The sequence below is a fragment of the Pseudomonas sp. LA5 genome (assembly GCF_028640825.1).
Taxonomy (GTDB): Bacteria; Pseudomonadota; Gammaproteobacteria; order Pseudomonadales; family Pseudomonadaceae; genus Chryseomonas; species Chryseomonas aestiva.
The window spans coordinates 41220-65583 of sequence record NZ_JAQYZY010000033.1; the positions used below are offsets into that span (position 1 = coordinate 41220).

The following is a 24364-nucleotide window of genomic DNA, read 5'->3' on the forward strand; positions in this document are numbered from 1 at the left end:
TGCGCGCTCGGCGCACGCCGAAGGCCAATGATCATGAAAGACAGCATCCGCCAGCTCATCCAGCACGCCCTCGACCGCCTGATCGCCGACGGCACCCTGCCGGCCGACGTGGCTCCGGCCATCCAGGTCGAAAACACCAAGGACAAGAGCCACGGCGACTTCGCCAGCAACGTCGCCCTGCTGCTGGCCAAGCCGGCCCGCGCCAAGCCCCGCGACCTGGCCGAAAAGCTGCTCGCCGCCCTGCCCGCCGATCCGGCGGTCAGCAAGGTGGAAATCGCCGGCCCCGGCTTTCTCAATTTCTTCCAGAATCACGCGCAACTGGCCGCGCGCCTGGATGCGGCCTTCGCCGATCCGCACCTGGGGGTGCCCAGGCACGAGCCGCGTCAGCGCGTGGTGGTGGACCTCTCCTCGCCGAACCTGGCCAAGGAAATGCACGTCGGTCACCTGAGATCCACCATCATCGGGGACGCGGTGGCGCGGGTGCTGGAATTCCGCGGCGACGAAGTGATCCGCCAGAACCACGTGGGTGACTGGGGCACCCAGTTCGGCATGCTTCTGGCCTACATGGAAGAGCAGCCGCAAGCCGCCGAAGGCGAGCTGGCCGATCTCGAGGTGTTCTATCGCGCCGCCAAGGGTCGCTTCGACGCCTCGCCGGAATTCGCCGCCCGCGCGCGCGAACTGGTGGTGGCGCTGCAGGCCGGCGATGCCCACTGCCTGCGGCTCTGGGAACGCTTCAATGCCGTCTCCCTGTCCCATTGCCAGGAAGTCTACGACCGCCTCAACGTCTGCCTGACCCCGGCCGACGTCAAGGGCGAGAGCGCCTACAACGACGACCTGGCCCAGGTGGTGAGCGATCTGGACGCCGCCGGCCTGCTCACCGAGAGCGATGGCGCCCGCTGCGTCTTTCTCGACGAATTCAAGAACGCCGAGGGCAATCCGCTGCCGGTGATCGTGCAGAAGGCCGGTGGCGGCTATCTCTATTCCACCACCGACCTGGCCGCCATGCGCTACCGCAGCCGCCAGCTGCACGCCGATCGGGCGCTGTACTTCGTCGACCAGCGCCAGGCCCTGCACTTCCAGATGGCCTTCGAAGTGGCGCGCCGCGCCGGCTTCGTCGCGCCGACCATGCAACTCGAGCACATGGGCTTCGGCACCATGAACGGCGCCGACGGCCGTCCGTTCAAGACCCGTGACGGCGGTACCGTCAAGCTGGTCGACCTGCTCGACGAAGCCGAGGAACGTGCCTACCAGCTGGTCAAGGAGCGCAATGCCGGTCGCGCCGAGCGTGGCGAGGTACCCTTCAGCGAGGACGAACTGCGCCACATCGGCCGCGTGGTGGGCATCGCCTCGGTCAAGTACGCCGACCTGTCCAAGCACCGCACCAGCGACTACAGCTTCAACTTCGAGCAGATGCTCAGCTTCGAGGGCAATACCGCGCCCTATCTGCTGTACGCCTACACCCGCGTCGCCAGCGTGCTGCGCAAGGCCGAGCAGAGCGAACCCGCCGGCAGCATCCGCCTGGATGCCCCGCAGGAGCAGGATCTGGGCGGTCGCCTGGCGCAATTCGGCGAAATCCTCGCCAGCGTTGCCGACAAGGGCACCCCGCACCTGCTGTGCAGCTACCTCTATGATCTGGCCGGCCTGTTCTCCAGCTTCTACGAGAATTGTCCGATCCTGACCGCCGAGGACCCCGAGCTGCGCCAGAGCCGCCTGCGGCTGGCCGCCCTCACCGGGCGCACCCTCAAGCAGGGTCTGGAACTGCTCGGCCTGCACACCCTGGAACGCATGTAAGAGACGGATCACCGCCTGATGGCCACCAAGAAAGCCCCACCCAAGCGCGGCGCCAGTCGCAACACCTCGGCCCCCAAGAAACAGCCCCTGCCCGGCTGGGTCTGGCTCGCGTCGGGTCTGGCCATCGGGGCCTTCGTGGTGTTCCTGATGAAGCTCGAACCAGGCAACAAGGCGGTGCAGCGTGCCAAGCCGGAAGAGGGCCGCCCGGCCGCCACGGCGGGCAATGGCAAGTCGTCGACCGCTACCGGCAAGACCGAGGGCACGCCGCCCACGCCGATCAAGCCCAAGTACGACTTCTATACCCTGCTGCCCGAATCCGAGGTAATCGTGCCGCCGGACGCCGTGCCGCGCAATCCGGCCGCCAAGCCGACCACCCCGGCCAAAGCGGATGCCGCCGCGACCCCGGCGCAACCTGGCCAGCCGGCGACCGCGACGTCGGCCACGCCCGCGACCACCCCGGGCCAGCCGGCCGCCACGCCGCCCAAGGAAGCCACCACCAAGGCCCAGCCGCCGGTAACCCTGTTCTTCCTCCAGGCCGGCTCCTTCCGCACCCAGGCCGATGCCGACCGGGTCCGCGCCCAGATCATCATGCTCGGCCAGGACGTGCGCGTGGAATCGGGCAAGGTCAAGGACGACACCTGGTACCGGGTACTGGTCGGTCCCTACAGCGATCGCGACCAGCTGACCCAGGCGCAGAAACAGCTCGCCGGCAGCGGCTTCAAGAATCTGTTGCTGCAGCAGCGACGCGGTCACTAAAGAGTCTGCCCATGGCCTGCTGCGCGTCGGCCAAACAGCGCTGAAAATTCTCTCGGAATGCTCATTTACCACGCGTAAACTGCGCTTCCTCGAGAATTCTCGCCTGGTTTGGCGCTAGCTCGCGAGGCCGTGAACAGACTCTCACCTGCCGAATCCCCCCGCCGCGACGCTTGAAGGGCGCCGCGGCCATCCCCATATCTCCGCTTAACCGGGGCCGACGCCCCAAGCAACGCGGAGAGATTCCCTTGACCACCATCGTTTCTGTACGCCGCAACGGCAAGGTCGTGATCGGCGGCGACGGCCAGGTTTCCCTGGGCAACACCGTCATGAAAGGCAACGCCAAGAAAGTCCGGCGGCTGTACCGGGGCGAGGTGCTGGCCGGTTTCGCCGGCGGTACCGCCGACGCCTTCACCCTTTTCGAGCGCTTTGAGGCGCAACTCGAGAAGCACCAGGGCCATCTGGTCCGCGCCGCCGTCGAGCTGGCCAAGGACTGGCGTACCGACCGTGCCCTGCGCCGTCTGGAAGCCATGCTGGCGGTCGCCAACAAGGACGCCTCCCTGATCATCACCGGCAACGGCGACGTGGTGGAACCCGAAGAAGGCCTGATCGCCATGGGCTCCGGTGGCGCCTATGCCCAGGCCGCCGCTCGCGCCCTGCTCATGCACACCGACCTCAGTGCCCGCGAGATCGCCGAGACCTCCCTGAATATCGCCGGTGACATCTGCGTGTTCACCAACCGCAACCTGACCATCGAGGAGCTGGACGCGCCCCAGGCGTGATCCGGTTTAGAGACTGCCCATGTCCATGACCCCCCGCGAGATCGTCCACGAACTCAATCGCCACATCATCGGCCAGGACGACGCCAAGCGCGCCGTGGCCATCGCCCTGCGCAACCGCTGGCGGCGCATGCAGCTGCCCGTCGAGCTGCGTCCCGAGGTCACCCCCAAGAACATCCTGATGATAGGTCCCACGGGTGTGGGCAAGACCGAAATCGCCCGGCGCCTGGCCAAGCTGGCCAATGCGCCCTTCCTCAAGGTGGAAGCCACCAAGTTCACCGAGGTCGGCTATGTCGGCCGCGACGTCGAGTCCATCATCCGTGACCTCGCCGACGCCGCGGTGAAGATGCTGCGCGAACAGGAAATGGTGCGTAACCGCCATCGCGCCGAAGACGCCGCCGAAGAGCGCATCCTCGATGCCCTGCTGCCGCCGGCGCGGCCGTCGGTGGGCTTCAGCAACGAGCCCCAGCCGGCATCGACCGATAGCAACACCCGTCAGCTGTTCCGCAAGCGCCTGCGCGAAGGCCAGCTGGACGACAAGGAAATCGACATCGAGGTGGCCGATGCCCCCGCTGGCGTCGAGATCATGACCCCGCCCGGCATGGAGGAGATGACCAGCCAGCTGCAGAATCTCTTCGCCGGCATGCACAAGGGCAAGACCAAGCAGCGCAAGCTCAAGGTCAAGGAAGCGCTCAAGCTGGTGCGCGACGAAGAAGCCGCGCGCCTGGTCAACGAGGAAGAACTCAAGGGCCGCGCCCTGGAAGCCGTCGAGCAGCACGGCATCGTCTTCATCGACGAGATCGACAAGGTCGCCAAGCGTGGCAACACCAGCGGTGCCGATGTCTCCCGCGAGGGTGTGCAGCGTGACCTGCTGCCGCTGATCGAAGGCTGCACCGTCAACACCAAGCTGGGCATGGTCAAGACCGACCATATCCTGTTCATCGCCTCGGGCGCCTTCCACCTGTCCAAGCCCAGCGATCTGGTGCCGGAGCTGCAGGGTCGTCTGCCGATTCGCGTCGAACTCAAGGCGCTGACGCCGCAGGACTTCGAGCGCATCCTCACCGAGCCGCATGCCTCCCTCACCGAGCAGTATCGCGAACTGCTCAAGACTGAGGGGCTGCTGGTGGAATTCGCCGCCGACGGCATCACCCGCATTGCCGAGATCGCCTGGCAGGTCAACGAGAAGACCGAGAACATCGGTGCCCGGCGCCTGCACACCCTGCTGGAACGCCTGCTGGAAGAGGTGTCCTTCAGCGCCGCCGACCTCGCTGGCCAGCAGAATGGCGAGCCCATCGTCATCGACGCGGCCTATGTGAACGGCCACCTGGGCGAACTGGCGCAGGACGAAGACCTGTCGCGCTATATACTGTAACGGTAGGTTTGGTGCATTCGTAATCGCGGCCATGGGCCGCTCCTACAGGGTTCGATGTCTCCTGTAGGAGCGGCCCATGGCCGCGATGGCCTCAGGCAAAGACTGCAAAACCGCTCAGAGAACCTCACCATGCGTACTCCCACCGCCATCCAGCTCCACAAGGCTTCCAAGACCCTCAGCGTCAGCTATGGCGCGGAAACCTTCGAGCTGCCCGCCGAATTCCTGCGGGTGCACTCGCCTTCGGCCGAGGTCCAGGGACACGGCAATCCGGTATTGCAGTGGGGCAAGCAGCAGGTCGGCATCAGCGCCGTCGAACCGGCGGGGCGCTACGCCATCAAGCTGACCTTCGATGACGGCCACGACAGTGGTCTGTTCAGCTGGGACTATCTCTATGAACTGGGCAGTCGCCGCGACGAACTCTGGGCCGACTACCTGGAACAGCTGGCCCGCGCCGGCAAGACGCGGGACCCACACGTCAGCGCGGTCAAGCTGATGCTCTAGCCCTGGCTCAGGCCGCCAGGGCCTTGTCCAGCTTGCGCTCGATCTCTTTCTCGATCTGGCCACTGAGCATCGAGAACATCATGCCCAGGGTCGCCAGCACCCGCACCCGGTCTTCACCGACCTCGATCCGTCCATCCACGCCGCTGCGCGTGAATGTCAGGGTATCGCCTTCCCAGGCGCAGGCCACCCCATAGTCACGCGTGAGTTTTTCGGCCAGTTGATCGGCCTTCTGGCGAACGCCTTCCAAGCCAAGCGAATGGCTGCGTTCGATGGTGATCTGGGACATCGGGGAACTCCGGATAAGGGGCCCTGACTATAGCGAGGGCCCGCCACGTCGCCAATCGCGAGAACCGAGCGGTCAGCCCCGGTTTTAGCCGGGCATGCCGGGCGATCGGCCTGCTAGAATGCCCTCTTGTCCCTGTCCCAGGTGTAGCCCCATGAGCGATCCGCGCAAAGGCCCCGAGGCCGAATCCCAGACCCACTTCGGCTACCAGAGCGTTCCGGAGAGCCAGAAGGCTTACAAGGTCGCGGAGGTCTTCCATTCGGTGGCGGCCAAGTACGATGTGATGAACGACCTGATGTCGGCGGGCATCCACCGGCTGTGGAAGAGATTCACCATCGAGCTCTCCGGCGTGCGCCGTGGCAACCGCGTACTGGACATCGCTGGCGGCACCGGCGACCTGACCAAGCAGTTCGCCCGTCTGGTCGGCCCCACCGGCGAGGTGGTCCTGGCCGACATCAACGATTCCATGCTCCGGGTCGGCCGCGACCGCCTGCTCGACGAAGGCGTCGCCAGCAATGTGCGCTTCGTCCAGGCGGATGCCGAGAAGCTGCCCTTCCCCGACAACCATTTCGACTGCATCACCATCGCCTTCGGCCTGCGCAACGTCACCCACAAGGACCAGGCCCTGGCTTCGATGCTGCGCGTGCTCAAGCCGGGTGGCCGGCTGCTGGTGCTGGAGTTCTCCAAGCCCACCAATCCGCTGGTGTCCAAGGCCTATGACGCCTACTCCTTCGGCTTCCTGCCCCTGATGGGCAAGCTGGTGGCCGGTGACGCCGAAAGCTATCGCTACCTGGCCGAATCCATCCGCATGCACCCCGATCAGCAGACCCTAAAGGCCATGATGGAAGAGACCGGTTTCGCCCGGGTCACCTTCCACAACATGACCGGCGGCGTGGTCGCCCTGCATCGCGGCATCAAGCCCTGATGGCCCTCGTCACCCAGGCATTGCTGGCCGCGCTGGAGCGTGGCCTGAATCCACTACTGGCGCTCGACCCCGTGGCCTTGCCGCGGCTGGCCGGCCTGACCGGCCGGGTGATCGCGGTGCAGACCCGGCAACCGGCGCTGCGCCTGTACGTCCTGCCCGCGGGTGACGGCCTGCATTTCGCCGCCCATCACGAAGGCGATATCGACTGCACCCTGAGTGCCCCGGCGACACGTCTGGCCGAACTGGCCCTGGCCCGTGACAAGCAGCGGGTGCTGCACCAGCCGGACGTGCGTCTGGAAGGCGACAGCACCCTGCTGATCGAGCTGGCCGACATCCTGCAGAAGCTGGAGCTGGACTGGCAGCACGAGGTCAGTCGCTGGCTCGGCCCGCTGCCGGCGGCGCTGCTGGGCGATCTGGCCCGGCGCGGCCAGGCGCTCGGTGAACAGAGCCGTGACAGCCTGCAACTGACGCTGTCCAACTGGCTGAACGAGGAGAGCCGCCAGCTGGTGGGTCGTCTCGAAGGTGAGGCCCGCTTCGCCGAGATCGATGCCCTGCGCCTGGACGTGGATCGTCTCGACGCCCGTCTCGCCCGCCTGGGCACCGCCCGCAACACCAGGGATAACCCCGACGAATGAAGCTGTTCGCTGCCCTCAACCGCCTGTTGCGGATCTTCTTCGTGGTCATCCGCTATCGGCTTGACGACATCGTCTATGCCCTGCCGCTGCCCTGGTACCTGCGTGCCACCCGCTACGTGCTGCCCTGGCGCTGGTTGCCACGTCCGAGCAAGACCCTGCCGCGCGGCGCCCGTCTGCGCCTGGCGCTGGAAGGTCTGGGACCGGTGTTCGTCAAATTCGGGCAGATCCTTTCCACCCGGCGCGACCTCATGCCGGAGGATATCGCCGACGAACTGATGTTCCTGCAGGACAAGGTCCCGCCCTTTCCGCCGGAAAAGGCCGTGGCGCTCATCGAGTCCCAGCTCGGCGTACCCATCAAGCAGGCCTTCGCCCGCTTCGATCACCAGCCGCTGGCCTCGGCCTCGGTGGCCCAGGTCCATGCCGCCCAGCTGCGGACTGGCGAAGAGGTGGTGGTCAAGGTGGTGCGCCCGGGGCTTAAGAACATCATCAGCCAGGACATCGCCTGGCTGTTCCTGCTGGCGCGCCTGGCCGAACGGCTGTCCGCCGAAGCCCGCCGCCTGCACCCGATGGACGTGGTCAGCGACTACGAGAAGACCATCTACGACGAGCTGGACCTTTTGCGCGAAGCGGCCAACTCCAGCCAGCTCAGACGCAATTTCGACGGCTCCGAGCGCCTCTATGTGCCCCAGGTGTACTGGGACTGGTGCCGCGAGCGGGTGCTGGTCATGGAGCGCATCTACGGCATCCCGGTAACCGACCTGGCCGCCCTGCGCGACCAGGGCACCGACTTCAAGCTGCTGGCCGAGCGAGGGGTGGAGATCTTCTTCACCCAGGTCTTCCGCGACAGCTTCTTCCACGCCGACATGCACCCGGGCAACATCTTCGTCAGCACCGCCAAGCCCTGGGATCCGCTCTACATCGCGGTGGACTGCGGCATCATCGGCAGCCTGACCCCCGAGGACCAGGACTATCTGGCGCGCAACCTCTGGGCCTTCTTCCAGCGCGACTACCGCAAGGTCGCGCAGTTGCACATCGACTCCGGCTGGGTACCGGCCAACACCCAGGTCAACGAACTGGAAGCGGCCATCCGCACCGTCTGCGAACCCATCTTCGAGAAGCCGCTCAAGGACATTTCCTTCGGCCAGCTGCTGTTGCGGCTGTTCCAGGTGGCGCGCCGCTTCAACATGGAGATCCAGCCGCAACTGGTGCTCCTGCAGAAGACCCTGCTCAACATCGAAGGCCTGGGCCGCCAGCTCTATCCGGACCTGGATCTCTGGTCCACCGCCAAGCCCTACCTGGAAAAGTGGATGCGCAAGCGGCTGAGTCCGCCGCAGGTCGCCCGCAATATCCAGCAGCAACTGGAGCAGATCCCCCATCTGGCGCAGATGGCGCGCGATACCCTGGAACGCATCACCCAGCCGCATCGCAAGGATCCGCCCAATCCCTGGGGCAGACGCAACGACGACTGGATCGTGCGGGTGGTCGGCGCGGTCCTGCTGGTGGGTGCGGCACAACTGGGTCTCGAACCCCAGCCCCACGCCTGGCCGGCCTGGGCCATGCTGGTCGGCGGCCTGGTTCTGGTGATCAGGCGCTGAACTCCTTAAGCTGTAACCGTCCTGTCATTTTTATCGGGCGAAATACACGCCCTCAGCCACTGGTGCCCTGCCGCTGTATTCGAGTTGCGTCTTGTGCGAGGCTAGGGCCTGTCTGAAAAGTCGCCGAGCGAAGGTCAGGCAAGGCGCAACGACCAACGGGAGTAACAGCCAAGGGCTGGCCCGAAGGGTGAGCGCCAGCGAATCAAATCCGTGAGGAAGCGGAGTTTACGAACGGTAAATGAGCATTCCGAACGGATTTTTAACGCCACATGACCGAGCGCAGGCAATTTTCGGACAGAGCCCAGTACCCTAATTCGTAGTATTGAACAGACTCATGAGCGACTGGTTAGACGAGATCCACTGGAACAGCGACGGCCTGGTACCGGCTATCGCCCAGGACCCCACCTCGGGGCGCATCCTGATGATGGCCTGGATGAACCGCGAATCCCTGGCCCTGACCGCCGCCGAAGGCCGTGCGGTCTACTGGTCGCGCTCGCGCAACCGCCTGTGGCGCAAGGGCGAGGAGTCCGGTCACGTACAGCGCGTCATCGAACTGCGCCTGGATTGCGACGCCGACGTGGTGGTGCTGCAGGTGGAGCAACTTGGCGGCATCGCCTGCCACACCGGTCGGGAGAGCTGCTTCTATCGCGTGCTGCGCGATGGCGAGTGGACGACCGTCGACCCGGTGGTCAAGGATCCCCAAGCCATCTATGCCGGAGGGCACGGCCATGACTGACACCCTGGCGCGTCTGGCGCAGGTACTGGAAGAACGCAAGCAGGCCGCCCCGGATTCCTCCTATGTGGCCAGCCTCTATCACAAGGGCCTGAACAAGATCCTGGAAAAGGTCGGCGAAGAAAGCGTCGAGACCATTCTCGCGGCGAAAGACGCCGCCATCAGCCAGCAGTACGACGACGTCATCTACGAGACCGCCGACCTCTGGTTCCACAGCCTGATCATGCTCTCGGCCCTCGGCCAGCATCCCCAGGCCGTGCTGGACGAACTGGATCGTCGTTTCGGCCTCTCCGGGCACGCCGAAAAGGCCGCCCGCACTCAATCCTGACCCCAAGCTTCGCAACGAGGAAAGACCATGGGTATCTTCGACTGGAAACACTGGATCGTCATCCTGCTCGTCGTGGTGATCGTCTTTGGCACCAAACGCCTGAAGCATCTGGGCTCCGACGTGGGCGAGGCCATCAAGGGCTTTCGCAAGGCCATGCACACCGACGAGGACGACAAGGCCGAACAGCCGACGCCTACCACCAGCACGGCCAACCCGAATGCTCCCCTGAATCGCCCCCAGACCTTCGACGCCGAGCACCGCAAGGTCGAAGAGCCGGTGGTACGCAAGGACTAAGGCCCCGCCATGTTCGGAATCAGCTTTCCCGAAATGATGCTGGTGGGGTTCGTCGCCCTGCTGGTGCTGGGCCCGGAACGCCTGCCGGGTGCCGCACGCACCGCGGGGCTGTGGATCGGTCGCCTGAGGCGCAGCTTCAACAGCATCCGCCAGGAAGTGGAGCGCGAGATCGGTGCTGACGAAATTCGCCAGCAATTGCGCAACGAGCATATCCTGTCCGTGGAACAGCGCGACAACCGGCCCAAGCCTGCCGCTTCCACGCCGGAAGTCCAGACACCGCCCGCCGCCGCTGCTCCGCCCATGCCCCAGGACGTGGTTGCCGAACGCCCGCAGGATCCGCCCCAGACGCCGCCAAGAGCACCATGAGCGACAAGCCCTCCGAACACGATGACCAGGAAATGCCCCTGGTCTCGCACCTCACCGAATTGCGCACCCGTATCCTCAGATGCGTGCTGGCGACCTTTCTGATCTTCCTCGGCCTGTTCTACTTCGCCCAGAAGATCTATGCCTTCGCTTCCGAGCCGATCCGCCGCGTCCTTCCCGAAGGCGCGACCATGATCTCCACGGACGTCACCTCGCCGTTCCTCGCACCCTTCAAGCTGACCCTGGTGGTGTCGCTGTTCATCGCCATGCCGGTGATCCTGCACCAGGTCTGGGGCTTCATCGCGCCGGGTCTTTATCGTCACGAGAAGAAGGTCGCCATCCCGCTGTTGATCTCCAGCATCGTGCTGTTCTACACCGGCATGGCCTTCGCCTACTTCCTGGTGTTCCCGATCATCTTCCACTTCTTCAGCAGCATCACGCCGGAAGGCGCTGTGATGATGCCGGATCTGAATGCCTACCTGGACTTCATCCTGACGCTGTTCTTCGCCTTTGGCGTGGCCTTCGAGATTCCGGTGGCCACCGTGCTGCTGATCTGGATCGGCGTGGTCGACGTCGCCTACCTGAAGAAGATCCGCCCCTACGTCATCATCGGCTGCTTCGTGGTCGGCATGATCCTGACCCCGCCGGATGTCTTCTCCCAGACCATGCTGGCCGTACCCATGTGGCTGCTGTTCGAGATCGGCCTGCTGTTCGGTCGCTTCGTGCAGAAGCGCGAGCGCCCGCTCAGCGACGAAGATGCCAGTCCCGACGTCCAGCCGCCCGCCGAACGCCCGTGAATCTGATCCTGCTCGAGGCGGCCGACTTCACGGCCGCTGACCGGGTCGTGCTGCGCGATCCGCGCCGTCTCGCCCATCTGCGCGAGGTCCACCAGGCGGCCGCCGGCGACCGGATGCGCGTTGGCCTGCTGAACGGCCTGATGGGTACCGGCCACATCGAATCCCTCGATGCCGGCCAGGCCTGCCTGATCGTCACCCTCGATCAGCCGCCGCCGGCCAAGCTCCCGCTCACCCTGCTGCTGGCCCTGCCCCGCCCCAAGATGCTGCGCCGGGTGTTGCAGACCGTATCCGCCATGGGCGTCGCGCGACTGGTACTGCTCAACAGCTATCGCGTGGAAAAGAGCTTCTGGCAGACGCCGTTCCTGGCGCCCGAGGCCATCGAGGAGCAACTGCGTCTCGGGCTGGAGCAGGCCCGGGACACTGTGCTGCCGGAGGTTTTGATCGAAAAGAGATTCAAGCCCTTCGTCGAGGATCGCCTGCCCGCACTCGCCGCCGGCACCCGTGGCCTGGTCGGGCATCCGGGCAGCTATCCCGCCTGCCCTCGTGCCCTCGAAGAGCCCGTGACGCTGGCGATCGGGCCCGAGGGTGGCTGGATACCCTACGAGGTCGAGAAGCTGCAGGAAGCGGGCCTGGCGCCCGTGCAGCTCGGTGAACGCATCCTGCGCGTCGAGAACGCGGTACCCGCCCTCCTCGCCCGTCTGTTCTAGCCGGATCACGTACAAGAAAAAGCCCCGGTGTCCTGCGACACCGGGGCTTTTTCGTGGGCGGAGCGCCTCCTCAGGAGGCGGGCCGCGGGATCATGCTGGCCGGACTGGCTGGGGCATCCGCAGCGGAATCGCTGTGGGAGCGTGGCCGCAGGGTGGCATAGGCTTCTCGCCAATTGCGGTGCTCTTCGGCCTTCCAGACCTGCAGGTGCAGTTGCGCCATGCCATCCGGATCGCTGAGCAGACGCCACTGGTCGTCGCCCTTGGTCTTCTCGGGACCGGCGGCCAGGACCCGCGCCACCCGCTCTTCGCGCAGCCGACGGGCCGGCTCCACCACCTTGCCATGGCGACCGCGGGCCATGCCGATGGCCAGGGCATTGAGCACCGGATCGACAGTGGCGCGCAGGAAGCCCTTGGTCAGGGCGTTGCGGTTGTTCAGGTGCAGGTACTCGTCGGTCGCCACCAGTTCGCGCGGCGGTGCGTACTCTTCCGGGATCAGGAACAGATGATGACGACGACTGCCCAGCCCTAGGTTGGTCCGACTGGAGATCACCGACACCGGCGCCGACAGGATCAGCGACACCACGATGGGCGACAGCCACCAGAGGAAGCGCGGGTCCAGCCAGGCCACGCCGGCGGTCCAGATCAGGCCGAGCAGCATCTGCGAACCATGGCGGCGGAAGGCTTCGCTCCAGGGCGTGTCGTTGTCGTCCCGCTGGGGCGAATTCCACTGCACCGACCAGCCGAGGAAGGCGGCCGTCACGAACACCGTGTGGAAGAGCATCCGTACCGGTGCCAGCAGCACCGAGAAGAGCATCTCCAGCATCATGGAGAGGAACAGCCGCAACCCACCGCCGAATTCCTTCGCGCCCTTGGCGATGATCAGCACCACGCTGAGCAGCTTGGGCAGGAACAGTAGGATCAAGGTGGTGGAGAACAGGGCTATGGCCTGCTCCGGATGCCACTGGGGCCAGACCGGAAACAGCTGGCGGGGCTGGAAGAAGTACTGGGGCTCCAGCAACTTGTGGATCGCCAGCAGCGCCGTGGACAGCACCAGGAAGAGGAACCACAGCGGCGCCGACAGATAGGACATCACCCCGGTGAGGAACACCGCACGATGCACCGGGTGCATGCCCTTGACCAGGAACAGCCGGAAGTTCATCAGGTTGCCATGGCACCAGCGGCGGTCACGCTTGAGTTCGTCCAGCAGGTTGGGCGGCAGTTCTTCGTAGCTACCCGGCAGGTCGTAGGCGATCCACACGCCCCAGCCGGAGCGCCGCATCAGGGCGGCTTCGACGAAGTCGTGGGAGAGAATCGCACCGGCGAACGAACCCGTGCCCGGCAGCGGAGCCAGGGCGCAATGGTCGATGAACGGCTTGACCCGGATGATGGCGTTGTGGCCCCAGTAGTGGGATTCACCGAGTTGCCAGAAGTGCAGACCGGCGGTGAACAGCGGTCCGTACACCCGGGTGGCGAACTGCTGCAGACGCGCGTACAGGGTATCCATGCCGGACGCCTTGGGCGCGGTCTGGATGATGCCGGCACGGGGATTGGCTTCCATCAGCCGGACCAGGCTGGACAGGCATTCGCCACTCATCACGCTGTCGGCGTCGAGCACTACCATGTACTTGTACTGGCTGCCCCAGCGACGGCAGAAGTCGTCGATGTTGCCGCTCTTGCGCTTCACCCGACGGCGGCGGCGGCGATAGAAGATGTGTCCGAAGCCGCCGACCTCGCGGCACAGCTCCAGCCAGGCCTTCTCTTCGGCCACGCATTTGTCGGGGTCGTTGCTGTCGCTGAGGATGAAGAAATCGAAGTGCTCCAGCTCGCCGCTGGCGCGGACCGACTCGTAGGTCGCGCGCAGACCGGCAAAGACCCGCGGCACGTCTTCGTTGGCGATGGGCATCACCAGGGCGGTACGCGACTGGGGATCGATCGGCTCGGTGCCGGTGGAGCTGGCCGAGATGCTGTACTTGTCACGTCCGCTGAGCAGTTGCCAGAAGCCCATCAGGGCGGTCCAGAAACCGGCGGAGACCCAGCAGAACAGCAGGGCGAAGAGCAACAGGATGCTGGTCTGCACCACATAGGGCAGCACCTGGCGGATGGACTCGCCCCAGCCCTGGCGGTAGACCTCGCTGAGATCGACCAGCGCCCAGCCCTGATAGGGCAGCACGGCCTTCATGTACCAGGTGGCGATACCGGTCTGCACCAGCATCAGGATGAGCAGGATGAAGCGCCGGAAGGAACCCACCTTGCGCCAGTGCGCATGGGCATCGGCTTCGGGATCGGGCTGCCAGCGACTGTGGTCCTTGCGGCCGAGCAGACGCTTCCAGCTCCGCGCCACGGGATTGGTGCGCCAGGGATCGGGCACCATCATGGAGCGGGTCATGGGCGGGGTGGCCTTGATGAAGACACGCCCCTGGGCATCACTGCCCAGCAGCTCGCCGTCGTCCAGCGTCTCGTCCCAACCGGCGGCCAGACGCGCCTCGGTGGAGGCGATCACCGCGTCGGCGCCCTGGGCGCCCTCGCCGCGGGCACCGGCCAGTTGCCGATGCAGCGACTCGACATCGGTCGTCTGGTCCAGCGCCTGCCGCTGCCCGGTGGGCAACGGCAGGTGTTCGAGGTAGTCGCCAGTGGCGGCGACCGAGGTATCGCGGGTGGTGTTATTCATTGGCAGGTAGCTGGTAAGTCCAGGTTTCGCTGAGCGGTTTGTCACCCTGGGCGAGGTTGGCGCGCATTTCCACCGGCTTGGTCTGATCCTTGACCTTGAGTCTCAAGGTCAGGCGATAGCCCTTGGTAACCGGGTTGTAGCGCACAGAGTTCTCGACCAGCTCACCGTTGGCGTCCAGGCTGACCTGGGAGCCGACCTGCGAATCCTCGGGCAGATCGTCGAGATTCGGCCCTTCGAAATCGATGATGTAGGCCAGGCTGCCATCGGTCTGACGGACCAGGTTGGACTGCCGCACATCGCCGGTGGACAGGCGCGTCTGAGCGACCCAGGCCAGGTCCTTGGTGTGCAGGTTGGGTTCGTCGGTGGTGAAGTGCAGGCGATAGCTGACATCGATCGGCTGGCCCTTCTCCGGCAGGGTGTCCGGCGTCCAGAAGGCCACGATGTTGTCGTTGGTCTCGTCCGGGGTGGGGATTTCCACCAGTTCGACATGACCCTTGCCCCAGTCGCCCTTGGGCTCGACCCAGCCACTGGGACGCTTGTCGTAGCGCTCGTCCAGGTCCTGGTACTTGTAGAACTCGTGACCGCGCTGCAGCAGACCGAAACCGCGCGGATTCTCGATGGTGTAGGTGCTGACCGAGAGCCGACGCGGGTTGTTCAGCGGACGCCACAGCCACTCGCCGTTGCCGGCGTGGATCGCCAGGCCATTGGAGTCGTGCAGGGCCGGACGATAGTTGACCTGGGCGCTCGGCTGGTTGGGACCGAACAGGTACATGCTGGTCAGCGGCGCGATGCCGAGCTTGTTGACGTTGTCGCGCAGGAACACCTTGGCTTCGACGTCGACGGTGCTGTCCTTGCCAGGCGTCAGCACGAAGCGATAGGCACCGGTGGCCCGCGGCGAATCGAGCAGTGCATAGATCACCAGGTTGCGACGATCCGACTGGGGTTGTTCGACCCAGAACTCGGTGAAGCGCGGGAACTCCTCGCCGGACGGCAGGGCGGTGTCGATGGCCAGACCACGGGCGGACAGGCCATAGACCTGGTTCTTGCCGATCACGCGGAAATAGCTGGCGCCGAGCATGGTCATCAGCTCGTCATGCTTGTCCGCCTTGTTCAGCGGATAGAGCACCTTGAATCCGGCGAAGCCGAGATCCTTGAGCTGGGCCTGATCGATCTGCAGATTGCCGAAGTTGAACATCGAGGGATCGTATTTGATCTCTTCGACGTTGTTGGCGGTGACCTCGTTGATCTTCACCGGCACGCTGTAGTGCATGCCCTCGTGATAGAAATTCAGCCGGAAGGGCGTCTTGGCGTCCTTCCAGTAGGCCTTGTCCTGATTGAAGGTGATCTGCTGATAGTCGGCATACTTCATGCCGCTGAAGGATGCGGGCAGGTTGCTCTTGGGCGCGACGAACTTCTGGCCGGAGAGCTCTTTGGCCTTGGCGGCCACGTCGTCCAGGCTGAAGGCCAGGGCCTGGGCACTGAACAGGCCCAGTGCGATGGAGAGCCCGACAAGGGCGAAGCCCTGCTTGCCCGGCTTAACTTTGGAATGAGATAACACGCAGCCTCCTAAATCAGCGTACGAATACGTTTGGCGACGGGTAGTCGCGAAACGGATAGGCAGTGGTCCGACTCCCTCGGGGGTCAATGATTCCCCAGTTGGACGACCGTTCAAACTCGAACTGCGCAATCATAGACACTTGGCAGGGCGCTGTAAGGGGCGCCCTCACTAAATCGACAATAAAAATGTCACCGGTCCGTCGTTGACCAGGGAAACCTGCATGTCCGCACCGAAACGCCCGGTCTGGACCTCGGGCTGGAGATCACGGGCGAGGCCCACCAGGTGACCGAACAGCCGTTCGCCCTGGGCCGGAGGCGCGGCGGTGGAAAAGCTCGGCCGCCGCCCGCTGCGGGTATCGGCAGCGAGGGTGAACTGGGAGACCAGCAGCAGACCGCCGCCGACATCCTGCAGGGACAGATTCATGCGCTGTTCGCCGTCGGCGAATACCCGGTATTCCAGCAGCCGCTTGAGCATCCGAGCACAGGCCGCTTCGTCATCCGCGGGTTCGATGCCGACAAAGACCAGCAGCCCCGGGCCTATGGCGCCGACCGTCTCTCCCTCCACCTCGACGCTGGCGCTGATGACCCTTTGCAGCAGCGCCTTCACTCGGCCTCCTGGGGCAGATCGAGCAGTTCACGGGCGATCTGGTCGGTCGCCCGCACCAGGGCGTCGCAGATACCGGGCTCGCTGGCCGCATGACCGGCGTCGCGGATGATCTGCAATTCGCTGCCTGGCCAGGCGTGGTGCAGGGCCCAGGCATTGTCCAGGGGGCAGACCATGTCGTAGCGGCCGTGCACGATTACCGCCGGTATATGGGCGATCCTGGGCATGTCGCGCAAGAGCTGGTCGGGTTCGAGAAAGGCAGCGTTGATGAAGTAGTGGCACTCGATACGGGCAATGGCCAGGGCATGCTCGCTGAATTTCTCCAGCACGTCGGGATTGGGCCTCAGGGTGACCGTACGGCCCTCCCAGCAGGACCAGGCGCGGGCGGCGGACATCTGCGCCAGTTCATCCGGGCCGGTCAGGCGGCGATAGTAGGCCTGAATGAGATTGCCGCGTTCTTCCTCAGCGATGGGATGCAGATAGTCCTGCCAGAAATCGGGAAAGAGTCGGCTCGCGCCCTCCTGGTAGAACCAGTGCAGATCCACCGGGCGACAGAGAAAGATGCCGCGCAGGACCATGGCCTTGACCCGCTCGGGATGGCGCTGGGCATAGGCCAGGGCCAGGGTGGAGCCCCAAGAGCCGCCGAACAGTACCCACTGCTCGATGCCCAGGTGCTCGCGCAAGCGCTCGATGTCCTCGACCAGGTGCCAGGTGGTGTTGTTCTCCAGGCTGGCATAGGGGGTGGAGCGACCACAGCCGCGCTGATCGAAGGTGACAATGCGATAGAGATTGGGATCGAAGAAGCGCCGGCTCAGGCGATCGCATCCGGAGCCGGGTCCGCCATGGATGAACAGCACCGGCAGACCATCCGGCGAGCCACTTTCGTCGGCATAGAGCACATGGGGGGCTTCGACGGCCAGCTCGTGGCGGGCGTAAGGCTTGATTTCCGGGTACAGATTCAGCATGTCGCGCTCCGCGGGGCAGGGTCGGCCCCTTCATCATAGACCTGCACCTTACCGGGTTTCCACGCTGCCCGGGCTTGCCTCGCGTCCAGCGGCGCCCGCACCATCGACAGCCCGTCACCAAGGAGATCGCCATGCCCCATGCCAAGCTGCACTTGCTGCTGATCGATCCGCAAAACGATTTCTGCGACCTGCCGGGGGCAGCCCTGCCAGTGCCCGGCGCAGTGGCAGGGCTGCAGCGTGTCGCCGCCCTGATCGAACGCCTGGGTGCCCGACTCACCGCGGTCCGGGTGACCCTGGATTCCCACCAGCCGCTGCACATCGCCCACCCGCACGGCTGGCAGGATGCCCGGGGCGGGCCGCCGGCGCCCTTTACCCAGATCAGCGCGGACGACGTGGCCAGCGGTCGCTGGCAGACCCGCGATCCGGCCGAGCACACCCGTGCGCTGGCCTATGTGCAGGCCCTGGAGGCCGGGGGTCGCTATCGCCTGGTGATCTGGCCGGAGCACTGCCTGGTGGGTGGCTGGGGCCATGGCGTACAACAGGATGTGCACCAGGCGCTCAATGGCTGGGGACGGCAGCAGGGACGCCTGGTGGAATTCATCGCCAAGGGCGGCAATCCCCACACCGAACATTATTCGGCCCTGCGCGCCGAGGTCCTGGATCTGGCGGACCCGGGCACTGCAGTGGACGCCGGACTGATCGCCCGGTTGCAGTCCGCCGACACCCTGCTGGTGGCGGGCGAGGCGCTGTCACACTGCGTGGCCAGTACCCTGCGCGATCTGCTGGAATACTGGCCGCGGGAGCGGTGCCAGGACCTGGTGCTGCTCACCGACTGCAGTCATTCGGTGCCGGGCTTCGAAGCCCAGGGCGAGGCGTTCCTGGCCGAGATGCGTGCGGCAGGCATCCGCCTGGCGATCTCGACGGACGAGTTCTAGCCCGTCCGCCCGCTGCCTCACTTGATCTCGTAGAGACCGGTGTAGGTGGCCGAAGCCAGCTGGTTGAGGTGGATCATGAAGCGGCCGACCGCATTGGTGGCGTCCGCTGGCACCGGCAGCTGATCAACCTTGAGCGCATGCAACTGGAAGATATAGCGGTGCGGCTTGTCGCCCTTGGGCGGCGCCGCGCCACCAAAGCCACGGGTGCCGTAGTCGTTGATCAGCTGCAGCGCACCTGCGGGCAGGCCCGAACCATCGGCGCGACCGGCGTCTTCCGCCAGACCCCGGGTGCCGACCGGGATGTTGACCACCACCCAGTGCCAGAAACCGCTACCGGTAGGGGCATCGGGATCGTAAACGGTCAGCGCGAGGCTCTTGGTATCGGCGGGTAGATCGGCCCACTGCAAGGCGGGCGAGATGTTCTCTCCGTGGGCGCCGAAATCGGCCACGTCGAATTCGTGGCGCTTGGGCATGAAGGCGTTATCGGAAAAGGCGTCGGTCCAGAGTTTCACGGGGGTGCTCCTGAGGCCTAGGGCATGTGGGCGTCGGTCTCGCGCCAGACCAGACGATTGAGGTTGTAGCCTTTCTCGCGGGCGATACGCAGCAGCTTCTCGCTCTGCGCCGAGGAAATCTCGGGCTTGCGCGCCAGCAACCAGAGGTACTTGCGATCCGGGCTGCCGACCAGGGCGGTCTTGTAGTCGTCATCGACATAGAGGATCCAGTAGGGTCCCTTGGCCACATTGGGCAGCACGCCACTGAACCAGGTGTCGAAACGCACTTCCAGGCGATCGGTCACGCCCGGCTTGATCGGGGTGGCGGTACCCGTGGCTTCCTGGACCTTGCCGTCCAGGGTGCGGCAGCGATTGAACACGGCCACCGAGCCATCGGCCATGACGTGATAGTTGGCGTCGGACTGGGCGCACTTGCGCTGGAAGAACATCGGCAGCCGCGCGACCTCGTACCATTGGCCCTGGTAACGCTGCAGATCGACATTGCCCGCGGTGAGCGGCGGGACCTCGCGCGGACCGCTGGCGCAGGCCGCTAGCAGTCCGGCGGCGCCCGCCAGCAGTAGAATCTTGGTAGAGGTTTTCATCGCAGACCCTGCCCGGCGAACATCGCCACCTTGTCGTTGAGATACTGCACGCTGATGAAGGAGCCGCGATCGCCCCAAGTACAGGTGGTGACGCCCAGGGCGCCCGCGCATTCCGTGGGTGCACCCAGGACCTGCTCCACCTCGGCCTTGGTCTGGCCGGCCTTGAGCCGGGAATAGTTTTCCTGATTGACCTTGCCGCAGCCGGCCAGCAGCAGACCGCCCACCAACAACAGCGCCATGCGCCCCTTCATAACTGCCTCCTCTCATCCTGACGGCAAGGCTATAGAGCCCGCCCCGCCGCCAGGGTTCGCTTCGTCAGAAGCTGTTCACGATCTCGCGAGCTAGAGCCAAGCAAGACGAAAATGCCGGAGAAAGCGGAATTTACAGATAGTAAATGAGCATTTCGAAGGCATTTTCAACGCCGCTTGGCCGACGCGCAGCAGATCGTGAGCGGCTTCTTAGCTGGCGAGATAGGAGGAACGGGTCAGGCCCAGGCGCATGGCGTCGAGGAACTGGGTGCGTTCGCGCGCGGTGAGGCGCGCGCTGGCGACCTTGTCGCGGTAGTAGGTCATCAGTTCCTCGGGCGAGAGGTGCACGTACCTGAGCATGTCCTCGATGGTGTCGTGGGTCTCGATGCCGCCGTGGCGCACGCTGCCGTCGGCGTCCTGGTAGACGTTCACCGAGTCGGTGTCACCGAACAGGTTGTGCATGTCGCCGAGGATCTCCTGATAGGCGCCCACCAGGAACACCGCCAGCAGATAGTCCTCGCCTTCGCGCACCTCGTGCACCGGCAGGCTGGTCTCGATGCTCTGCTCGTCGACGTACTGCTTGATCTTGCCGTCCGAGTCGCAGGTCAGGTCCTGCAGCACGGCACGGCGCACCGGCTCCTCGTCCAGGCGGGTCAGGGGGACGATGGGCAGGATCTGGTCGATGGCCCAGGTATCGGGCAGGCTCTGGAACACCGAGAAGTTGCAGATGTACTTGTCGGCCAGCTTGTCGTTGAGCTCGTCGAGCACCTGGCGATGAGAGCGCTGGCGTGCCTTGAGCTGGTTGTAGAGGCGGCGACAGATGGCGAAGTAGCACTGCTCGGCCAGCGCCTTGTCGCTCAGGCTCAGGGTGCCGGAGGCGTACTGGGCGGCGGCTTCGCTGACGTACTGGGTGGCGCGCCAGTAGGTCTCGGTGACCATTTCCGGATCGGTGTCGCCCAGCAGTTCGGCCAGCCACTGCACCACCTCGGCCTTGCCTTCGAAGCGTTCGCTGGCCGGCACGCTGTCGTTGTGGCGCTCGACGTCGGTGACCTGCATCACCAGCATGGCGTGGTGCGCGGTCATGGCGCGGCCACTTTCCGAGAAGATGTTCGGATGCGGCAATTCCTGCTGGTCGCAGAATTCCTTGAGCATGCCGACCACGGTACCGGCGTAGTCGTCCATGTCGTAGTTGATCGAGCTGGCGTTGCGCGAATGGGTGCCGTCGTAGTCCACGCCCAGACCGCCACCGACATCGATGTGATCCAGCGGAAGGCCCAGGGCGCGCAGCTCGGCATAGTAGCGGATGGCTTCGCGGAAACCCTGGCGATAGTCGGCCAGGTTGGCGATCTGCGAACCCATGTGGAAATGCAGCAGGCGCACGCCTTGCTCCAGGCCGGCGGCGCGGAAGCGCTCGATCACCGACAGCAACTGGGCAGCGGAGAGACCGAATTTGGACTTCTCGCCACCGGTGTCGGCCCATTTGCTCGACGCCAGGGACGACAGCCGCACCCGCAGGCCGACCTGGGGCGTGACCTTGAGCTCGGCCGCCTCCTCGATCACCAGCGGGACCTCGGACTCCTTCTCGATGACGATGAAGACATTGTGGCCCAGTTTCTGGCCCATCAGCGCCAGGCGAATGAATTCGCGGTCCTTGTAGCCGTTGCAGACGATGGTGCCGCCCTTGGGCGCCAGCGCCAGCACCGCCATCAGCTCCGGCTTGGAACCGGCTTCCAGACCGATGGAGACGTCGCGGGTGGCGATGATGTTTTCCACCACCGCTTCCTGCTGGTTGACCTTGATCGGATAGAGGGCGGTGTAGCGGCCCTGGTAGTCGAGGCGCTCGATGTTGCGATCGAAGGCACCGGTCAGGTGGCGCACCTGGCCCTGGAGAATGTCGGGGAAACGCACCAGCAGCGGCAGCGACAGCCCCGCTTCGCGCAGCTGGCCGACCAGCACATGGAGGTCGATCGGCTGGCCGTCCGGGCCATGGGGGCGGACTTCGACGTTGCCGGCATCGCTGATGGCGAAGTAGCCGGCACCCCAGTGGCGAATACCATAGACGCTGCGGCTGTCCGCCACGGTCCACTGGCTGCCGTCATCTTTGCGCGTGCGTCGTGGGGACATTCGCGGGAATCTCCTGTAGGGAATCTTGCTTTGGATGGACCGCCGCCAGGGGCGGTAAGTTGTACGCGGAGGTTGGAAGGCCTGGCCTAGCCGCCCGACCGCCTGGTCTTGAAGCCGCGTTTTTCGAGTTCGCCGAGCAGCAGGTCGACATGGTCGCCCTGGATCTCGATGACGCCATCCTTGAGCGCCCCGCCGGTGCCGCAGCGGCGCTTGAGCGCGCTGGCCAGGTCCTTGAGTGCTTCCTCGTCCAGGGGGACGCCGCTGACCGTGGTCACCGTCTTGCCGCCACGGCCCTTGGTCTCGCGCCGGACCCGGGCGATGCCGTCGCCGGTCGGGACCGGTGCCGGGGGTTCTTCCGGGCGAATGCGGCCGACGTCGGTGGAGTACACCAGCCGGCTGAGATCCGCCAGCGACGAGGTTTTCTTGCTCAAGGGACGGTCCTCCCAGTCTGGTTCAGACGCCGGGCGCCTGGAGGAAACCTTGGATACAGCGCCGGCCGGCACGGGCCGCGCTGGTCCGGGGCCGCGCAATGTAGCAGCATCGCCCACGGATGCTAAGGCGCGAATGCGAGAAATTAAGGCAGGGATGCGACATCTGCCCGGCTGATGACCAGGCGCAGGGCCTCCAGCGAATCCGGGCAATAGGGCTGCTGACGAGCCTCGGCGAGAATCGCCGCCGGAGCCAGGAAGCGGGCCTCCAGTACCTCTTCCGGCTGCAGCCGCAGCGGGCCGTTCCAGTGGGCGCTGAACACGCCGCCCCAGAGGCGATTGCCCGGCTCCTCGAAATAGAAGGTGCCGTGCTCGCGCAGGGGGACGCCGCTGCCCCCCAGTTCCTCGGCCAGCTCCCGGGCCGCCGACTGCGCATAGCTCTCGCCCGGCGCCACCATGCCGCCGGCGGCCACGTCCCAGTAGCCCGGGTAGAGCGCCTTGCTCAGGGTGCGCCGGTGCACGCAGAGTTCGCCGCGGTCATTGAACAGCAGGATGAAGGTGCAGCGACCGATCAGGCCGCGGGCACGCAATTCCGCCCGTGGCACCTCACCCTGGATGCGGTCGTCGCGATCGACCCACACCACCAGCTCCCGGTCGGAGGCGGCGCGATGCGCCGCTTCGCGAGCGTCCGGCGTCATCAGCCCTGTTCCAGCAACTGGCGCAGGTCGATGATCGCGGCGTTGGCGCGGGAGATGTAGTTGGCGATCACCAGCGAATGGTTGGCCAGGATGCCGAAGCCGCTGCCGTTGAGGATCATCGGACTCCAGACCGGCTGCTGCGCCGCCTCAAGTTCGCGGATGATCTCGCGGACGTTGACCGTGGCGTTCTTCTTGGCCAGGGTGTCGGCGAAGTCCACCTCGATGGCGCGCAGGATGTGCGACAGCGCCCAGGCCTGACCGCGGGCCTCGTAGAAGACGTTGTCGATCTGCAGCCAGGGCGTCTCGACGCGCTGCTCGTGCACTTCCGGCACCTGGCCGGCGGGAATGTCCTGGTTCGGCCGTACCTCGGCGTCCAGGCGTACCCGGCCGACGCTGGCGGACAGCCGCTGGGACAGCGAACCCAGGCGGGTCTCGACGTCACCCAGCCAGTTGCGCAGGTTGTCCGAGCGCGAATAGAAGTAGGCGGTGGGCTGGCCCTGGGCATTCTGGCCACCCAGGCGCGCCAGGTAGCGATCCAGGGAAGCGATGCCGGCGCGGTATTCCGACTCCGACGAGGGCATGGCCCAGCTGTGGTTGTCGAAGTTGAAGCGCGGCTCGGCCTGGGCCAGGTCGACGTCCTCGGTGGACTGCGACTGGGAACGGGCGAAGTCCTTGCGCAGGGCGCGCGCCAGATCGCGGGTCTGCACCAGCACGCCGTATTCCCAGGACGGCATGTCGTCGAGCCAGAGGCCCGGCGGGAAGATGTCGTTGGAGAGATAGCCGCCCGGCTTGTCCAGCAGGGTGCCGGCCACCTGCTTGAGGGTCTCGACCGTGGTGTAGCCGAGCACCAGCTTGCGACCACTGGCCGTGGCCGCCTCCTGGGCATGCTGCTGCACCGGGAAGAAATCCGGTTCGCGACTCCAGTACCAGCCTATCGCCAGGGTGACCAGAAGGTAGAGCGCGATCAGCACTGCCACCAGCCGGAGCCATCCCGACCTCAAGTTCCACTCCCGCATGGGCAATTCCTTGCAATGATTTCAAAGATGTTGGCGCTTGGACCCCCGCCGGCGACGCCGGTTGCGCCGCCATCGCCGGCAGTGCGGGCACGACGCATCTGGACAGCCGCCTTCGAGACTAGGGTAACAGGCGACGGACGCTACTCCAGAAGCGACCGACAGTGTCCATGCG

At 65.4% G+C, this 24364-nt stretch carries 27 protein-coding genes; 15 read left to right on the forward strand and 12 right to left on the reverse strand.

Annotation, left to right across the window (positions count from 1 at the left end; genetic code table 11):
- Positions 1–33 precede the first annotated feature (33 nt).
- The 5 genes from argS to PVZ72_RS10645 all read left to right on the forward strand — a co-directional run bounded on the left by argS (position 34) and on the right by PVZ72_RS10645 (position 5196).
- Complete coding sequence (argS, locus tag PVZ72_RS10625; protein ID WP_273861874.1) at positions 34–1791, forward strand: arginine--tRNA ligase; 1758 nt, start codon at positions 34–36, stop codon at positions 1789–1791.
- A gap of 18 nt (positions 1792–1809) precedes the next feature.
- Positions 1810–2547, forward strand: a complete 738-nt coding sequence (locus PVZ72_RS10630; RefSeq protein WP_187980384.1) for an SPOR domain-containing protein — start codon at positions 1810–1812, stop codon at positions 2545–2547.
- A gap of 245 nt (positions 2548–2792) precedes the next feature.
- Positions 2793–3326 carry an ATP-dependent protease subunit HslV gene (hslV, locus tag PVZ72_RS10635; RefSeq protein ID WP_017641034.1) on the forward strand — a complete coding sequence of 178 codons (534 nt, stop codon included), beginning with the start codon at positions 2793–2795 and terminating at the stop codon, positions 3324–3326.
- A gap of 19 nt (positions 3327–3345) precedes the next feature.
- Positions 3346–4695: an ATP-dependent protease ATPase subunit HslU gene (gene hslU, locus PVZ72_RS10640; protein ID WP_042136625.1), complete on the forward strand. Its 1350-nt coding sequence runs from the start codon at positions 3346–3348 to the stop codon at positions 4693–4695.
- Between the two features lie 129 nt (positions 4696–4824).
- Positions 4825–5196: a gamma-butyrobetaine hydroxylase-like domain-containing protein gene (locus PVZ72_RS10645; RefSeq protein WP_133861502.1), complete on the forward strand. Its 372-nt coding sequence runs from the start codon at positions 4825–4827 to the stop codon at positions 5194–5196.
- 7 nt (positions 5197–5203) lie between these two features.
- Here PVZ72_RS10645 and PVZ72_RS10650 read toward each other — a convergent pair whose 3' ends face one another.
- On the reverse strand, positions 5204–5482 hold the full coding sequence (locus PVZ72_RS10650) for a polyhydroxyalkanoic acid system family protein (RefSeq protein ID WP_133861503.1): 279 nt from the start codon (positions 5480–5482) through the stop codon (positions 5204–5206).
- 151 nt (positions 5483–5633) lie between these two features.
- Between PVZ72_RS10650 and ubiE the strand changes: the two genes are divergently transcribed.
- The 9 genes from ubiE (at position 5634) to PVZ72_RS10695 (ending at position 11856) form a co-directional block, all read left to right on the forward strand.
- On the forward strand, positions 5634–6404 hold the full coding sequence (ubiE, locus tag PVZ72_RS10655) for a bifunctional demethylmenaquinone methyltransferase/2-methoxy-6-polyprenyl-1,4-benzoquinol methylase UbiE (RefSeq protein ID WP_017641038.1): 771 nt from the start codon (positions 5634–5636) through the stop codon (positions 6402–6404).
- On the forward strand, positions 6404–7039 hold the full coding sequence (locus PVZ72_RS10660) for a ubiquinone biosynthesis accessory factor UbiJ (RefSeq protein WP_133861504.1): 636 nt from the start codon (positions 6404–6406) through the stop codon (positions 7037–7039). Before ubiE ends, PVZ72_RS10660 begins: the two co-directional genes overlap by 1 nt.
- The gene (ubiB, locus tag PVZ72_RS10665; RefSeq protein ID WP_133861505.1) at positions 7036–8634 is read left to right on the forward strand and encodes a ubiquinone biosynthesis regulatory protein kinase UbiB; all 1599 of its coding nucleotides are present in this window, start codon (positions 7036–7038) and stop codon (positions 8632–8634) included. The genes PVZ72_RS10660 and ubiB overlap by 4 nt, the downstream gene beginning before the upstream one ends.
- 334 nt (positions 8635–8968) lie before the next feature.
- Positions 8969–9370, forward strand: a complete 402-nt coding sequence (gene hisI, locus PVZ72_RS10670; protein ID WP_133861506.1) for a phosphoribosyl-AMP cyclohydrolase — start codon at positions 8969–8971, stop codon at positions 9368–9370.
- Positions 9363–9695, forward strand: coding sequence for a phosphoribosyl-ATP diphosphatase (locus PVZ72_RS10675; protein WP_007161606.1), 333 nt, complete (start codon positions 9363–9365; stop codon positions 9693–9695). The genes hisI and PVZ72_RS10675 overlap by 8 nt, the downstream gene beginning before the upstream one ends.
- Positions 9696–9722: 27 nt before the next feature.
- Entirely contained in the window at positions 9723–9989 is a 267-nt protein-coding gene (locus PVZ72_RS10680; protein ID WP_059230854.1) for a twin-arginine translocase TatA/TatE family subunit, read from the forward strand.
- 9 nt (positions 9990–9998) lie between these two features.
- Positions 9999–10355 carry a Sec-independent protein translocase protein TatB gene (gene tatB / locus PVZ72_RS10685; RefSeq protein ID WP_187980385.1) on the forward strand — a complete coding sequence of 119 codons (357 nt, stop codon included), beginning with the start codon at positions 9999–10001 and terminating at the stop codon, positions 10353–10355.
- Positions 10352–11149: a twin-arginine translocase subunit TatC gene (gene tatC, locus PVZ72_RS10690; protein WP_187980386.1), complete on the forward strand. Its 798-nt coding sequence runs from the start codon at positions 10352–10354 to the stop codon at positions 11147–11149. The genes tatB and tatC overlap by 4 nt, the downstream gene beginning before the upstream one ends.
- Positions 11146–11856 (forward strand): 16S rRNA (uracil(1498)-N(3))-methyltransferase, encoded by a 711-nt coding sequence (locus PVZ72_RS10695; protein ID WP_187980387.1) that lies wholly within the window; start codon positions 11146–11148, stop codon positions 11854–11856. Before tatC ends, PVZ72_RS10695 begins: the two co-directional genes overlap by 4 nt.
- A 70-nt stretch (positions 11857–11926) precedes the next feature.
- On the opposite strand, the gene mdoH is transcribed toward PVZ72_RS10695, so the two are convergent.
- The 4 genes from mdoH to pip all read right to left on the reverse strand — a co-directional run bounded on the left by mdoH (position 11927) and on the right by pip (position 17650).
- Positions 11927–14524 carry a glucans biosynthesis glucosyltransferase MdoH gene (gene mdoH, locus PVZ72_RS10700; protein WP_187980388.1) on the reverse strand — a complete coding sequence of 866 codons (2598 nt, stop codon included), beginning with the start codon at positions 14522–14524 and terminating at the stop codon, positions 11927–11929.
- A complete protein-coding gene (locus tag PVZ72_RS10705) occupies positions 14517–16022 on the reverse strand; it encodes a glucan biosynthesis protein G (RefSeq protein ID WP_273861917.1) in 1506 nt (501 codons plus the stop codon). Before PVZ72_RS10705 ends, mdoH begins: the two co-directional genes overlap by 8 nt.
- 228 nt (positions 16023–16250) lie before the next feature.
- The gene (gene dtd, locus PVZ72_RS10710; RefSeq protein WP_187980389.1) at positions 16251–16688 is read right to left on the reverse strand and encodes a D-aminoacyl-tRNA deacylase; all 438 of its coding nucleotides are present in this window, start codon (positions 16686–16688) and stop codon (positions 16251–16253) included.
- The gene (pip, locus tag PVZ72_RS10715) at positions 16685–17650 is read right to left on the reverse strand and encodes a prolyl aminopeptidase (protein WP_133861514.1); all 966 of its coding nucleotides are present in this window, start codon (positions 17648–17650) and stop codon (positions 16685–16687) included. The genes dtd and pip overlap by 4 nt, the downstream gene beginning before the upstream one ends.
- 131 nt (positions 17651–17781) lie before the next feature.
- On the opposite strand from pip, the gene PVZ72_RS10720 reads away from it, so the two are divergent.
- Entirely contained in the window at positions 17782–18585 is an 804-nt protein-coding gene (locus PVZ72_RS10720) for a hypothetical protein (protein WP_273861875.1), read from the forward strand.
- A gap of 17 nt (positions 18586–18602) precedes the next feature.
- Here PVZ72_RS10720 and PVZ72_RS10725 read toward each other — a convergent pair whose 3' ends face one another.
- The 7 genes from PVZ72_RS10725 to PVZ72_RS10755 form a co-directional block, all read right to left on the reverse strand.
- Positions 18603–19097 carry a YbhB/YbcL family Raf kinase inhibitor-like protein gene (locus PVZ72_RS10725; protein ID WP_252977208.1) on the reverse strand — a complete coding sequence of 165 codons (495 nt, stop codon included), beginning with the start codon at positions 19095–19097 and terminating at the stop codon, positions 18603–18605.
- A 17-nt stretch (positions 19098–19114) separates the two neighbouring features.
- Complete coding sequence (locus tag PVZ72_RS10730) at positions 19115–19678, reverse strand: lipocalin family protein (RefSeq protein WP_133861517.1); 564 nt, start codon at positions 19676–19678, stop codon at positions 19115–19117.
- The gene (locus tag PVZ72_RS10735; RefSeq protein WP_133861518.1) at positions 19675–19929 is read right to left on the reverse strand and encodes a hypothetical protein; all 255 of its coding nucleotides are present in this window, start codon (positions 19927–19929) and stop codon (positions 19675–19677) included. The genes PVZ72_RS10730 and PVZ72_RS10735 overlap by 4 nt, the downstream gene beginning before the upstream one ends.
- 207 nt (positions 19930–20136) lie before the next feature.
- Entirely contained in the window at positions 20137–22050 is a 1914-nt protein-coding gene (speA, locus tag PVZ72_RS10740; protein ID WP_187980392.1) for an arginine decarboxylase, read from the reverse strand.
- A gap of 86 nt (positions 22051–22136) precedes the next feature.
- The gene (locus tag PVZ72_RS10745; protein WP_187980393.1) at positions 22137–22481 is read right to left on the reverse strand and encodes a translation initiation factor Sui1; all 345 of its coding nucleotides are present in this window, start codon (positions 22479–22481) and stop codon (positions 22137–22139) included.
- 143 nt (positions 22482–22624) lie between these two features.
- Positions 22625–23176 carry an NUDIX hydrolase gene (locus PVZ72_RS10750; protein ID WP_187980394.1) on the reverse strand — a complete coding sequence of 184 codons (552 nt, stop codon included), beginning with the start codon at positions 23174–23176 and terminating at the stop codon, positions 22625–22627.
- Complete coding sequence (locus PVZ72_RS10755) at positions 23176–24192, reverse strand: DUF2333 family protein (RefSeq protein WP_133861522.1); 1017 nt, start codon at positions 24190–24192, stop codon at positions 23176–23178. Before PVZ72_RS10755 ends, PVZ72_RS10750 begins: the two co-directional genes overlap by 1 nt.
- Positions 24193–24364: the final 172 nt, after the last annotated feature.

What these genes read in the sequence shown, in the direction of transcription:
- argS (WP_273861874.1), top strand. Translation starts at nt 34, where the DNA reads ATGAAAGACAGCATCCGCCAGCTCATCCAGCACGCCCTCGACCGCCTG.
- PVZ72_RS10630 (WP_187980384.1), top strand. Translation starts at nt 1,810, where the DNA reads ATGGCCACCAAGAAAGCCCCACCCAAGCGCGGCGCCAGTCGCAACACC.
- hslU (WP_042136625.1), top strand. Translation starts at nt 3,346, where the DNA reads ATGTCCATGACCCCCCGCGAGATCGTCCACGAACTCAATCGCCACATC.
- PVZ72_RS10645 (WP_133861502.1), top strand. Translation starts at nt 4,825, where the DNA reads ATGCGTACTCCCACCGCCATCCAGCTCCACAAGGCTTCCAAGACCCTC.
- PVZ72_RS10650 (WP_133861503.1), bottom strand. Translation starts at nt 5,482, where the DNA reads ATGTCCCAGATCACCATCGAACGCAGCCATTCGCTTGGCTTGGAAGGC.
- ubiE (WP_017641038.1), top strand. Translation starts at nt 5,634, where the DNA reads ATGAGCGATCCGCGCAAAGGCCCCGAGGCCGAATCCCAGACCCACTTC.
- PVZ72_RS10660 (WP_133861504.1), top strand. Translation starts at nt 6,404, where the DNA reads ATGGCCCTCGTCACCCAGGCATTGCTGGCCGCGCTGGAGCGTGGCCTG.
- ubiB (WP_133861505.1), top strand. Translation starts at nt 7,036, where the DNA reads ATGAAGCTGTTCGCTGCCCTCAACCGCCTGTTGCGGATCTTCTTCGTG.
- hisI (WP_133861506.1), top strand. Translation starts at nt 8,969, where the DNA reads ATGAGCGACTGGTTAGACGAGATCCACTGGAACAGCGACGGCCTGGTA.
- PVZ72_RS10675 (WP_007161606.1), top strand. Translation starts at nt 9,363, where the DNA reads ATGACTGACACCCTGGCGCGTCTGGCGCAGGTACTGGAAGAACGCAAG.
- PVZ72_RS10680 (WP_059230854.1), top strand. Translation starts at nt 9,723, where the DNA reads ATGGGTATCTTCGACTGGAAACACTGGATCGTCATCCTGCTCGTCGTG.
- tatB (WP_187980385.1), top strand. Translation starts at nt 9,999, where the DNA reads ATGTTCGGAATCAGCTTTCCCGAAATGATGCTGGTGGGGTTCGTCGCC.
- tatC (WP_187980386.1), top strand. Translation starts at nt 10,352, where the DNA reads ATGAGCGACAAGCCCTCCGAACACGATGACCAGGAAATGCCCCTGGTC.
- mdoH (WP_187980388.1), bottom strand. Translation starts at nt 14,524, where the DNA reads ATGAATAACACCACCCGCGATACCTCGGTCGCCGCCACTGGCGACTAC.
- pip (WP_133861514.1), bottom strand. Translation starts at nt 17,650, where the DNA reads ATGCTGAATCTGTACCCGGAAATCAAGCCTTACGCCCGCCACGAGCTG.
- PVZ72_RS10720 (WP_273861875.1), top strand. Translation starts at nt 17,782, where the DNA reads ATGCCCCATGCCAAGCTGCACTTGCTGCTGATCGATCCGCAAAACGAT.
- PVZ72_RS10730 (WP_133861517.1), bottom strand. Translation starts at nt 19,678, where the DNA reads ATGAAAACCTCTACCAAGATTCTACTGCTGGCGGGCGCCGCCGGACTG.
- PVZ72_RS10735 (WP_133861518.1), bottom strand. Translation starts at nt 19,929, where the DNA reads ATGAAGGGGCGCATGGCGCTGTTGTTGGTGGGCGGTCTGCTGCTGGCC.
- speA (WP_187980392.1), bottom strand. Translation starts at nt 22,050, where the DNA reads ATGTCCCCACGACGCACGCGCAAAGATGACGGCAGCCAGTGGACCGTG.
- PVZ72_RS10750 (WP_187980394.1), bottom strand. Translation starts at nt 23,176, where the DNA reads ATGACGCCGGACGCTCGCGAAGCGGCGCATCGCGCCGCCTCCGACCGG.
- PVZ72_RS10755 (WP_133861522.1), bottom strand. Translation starts at nt 24,192, where the DNA reads ATGCGGGAGTGGAACTTGAGGTCGGGATGGCTCCGGCTGGTGGCAGTG.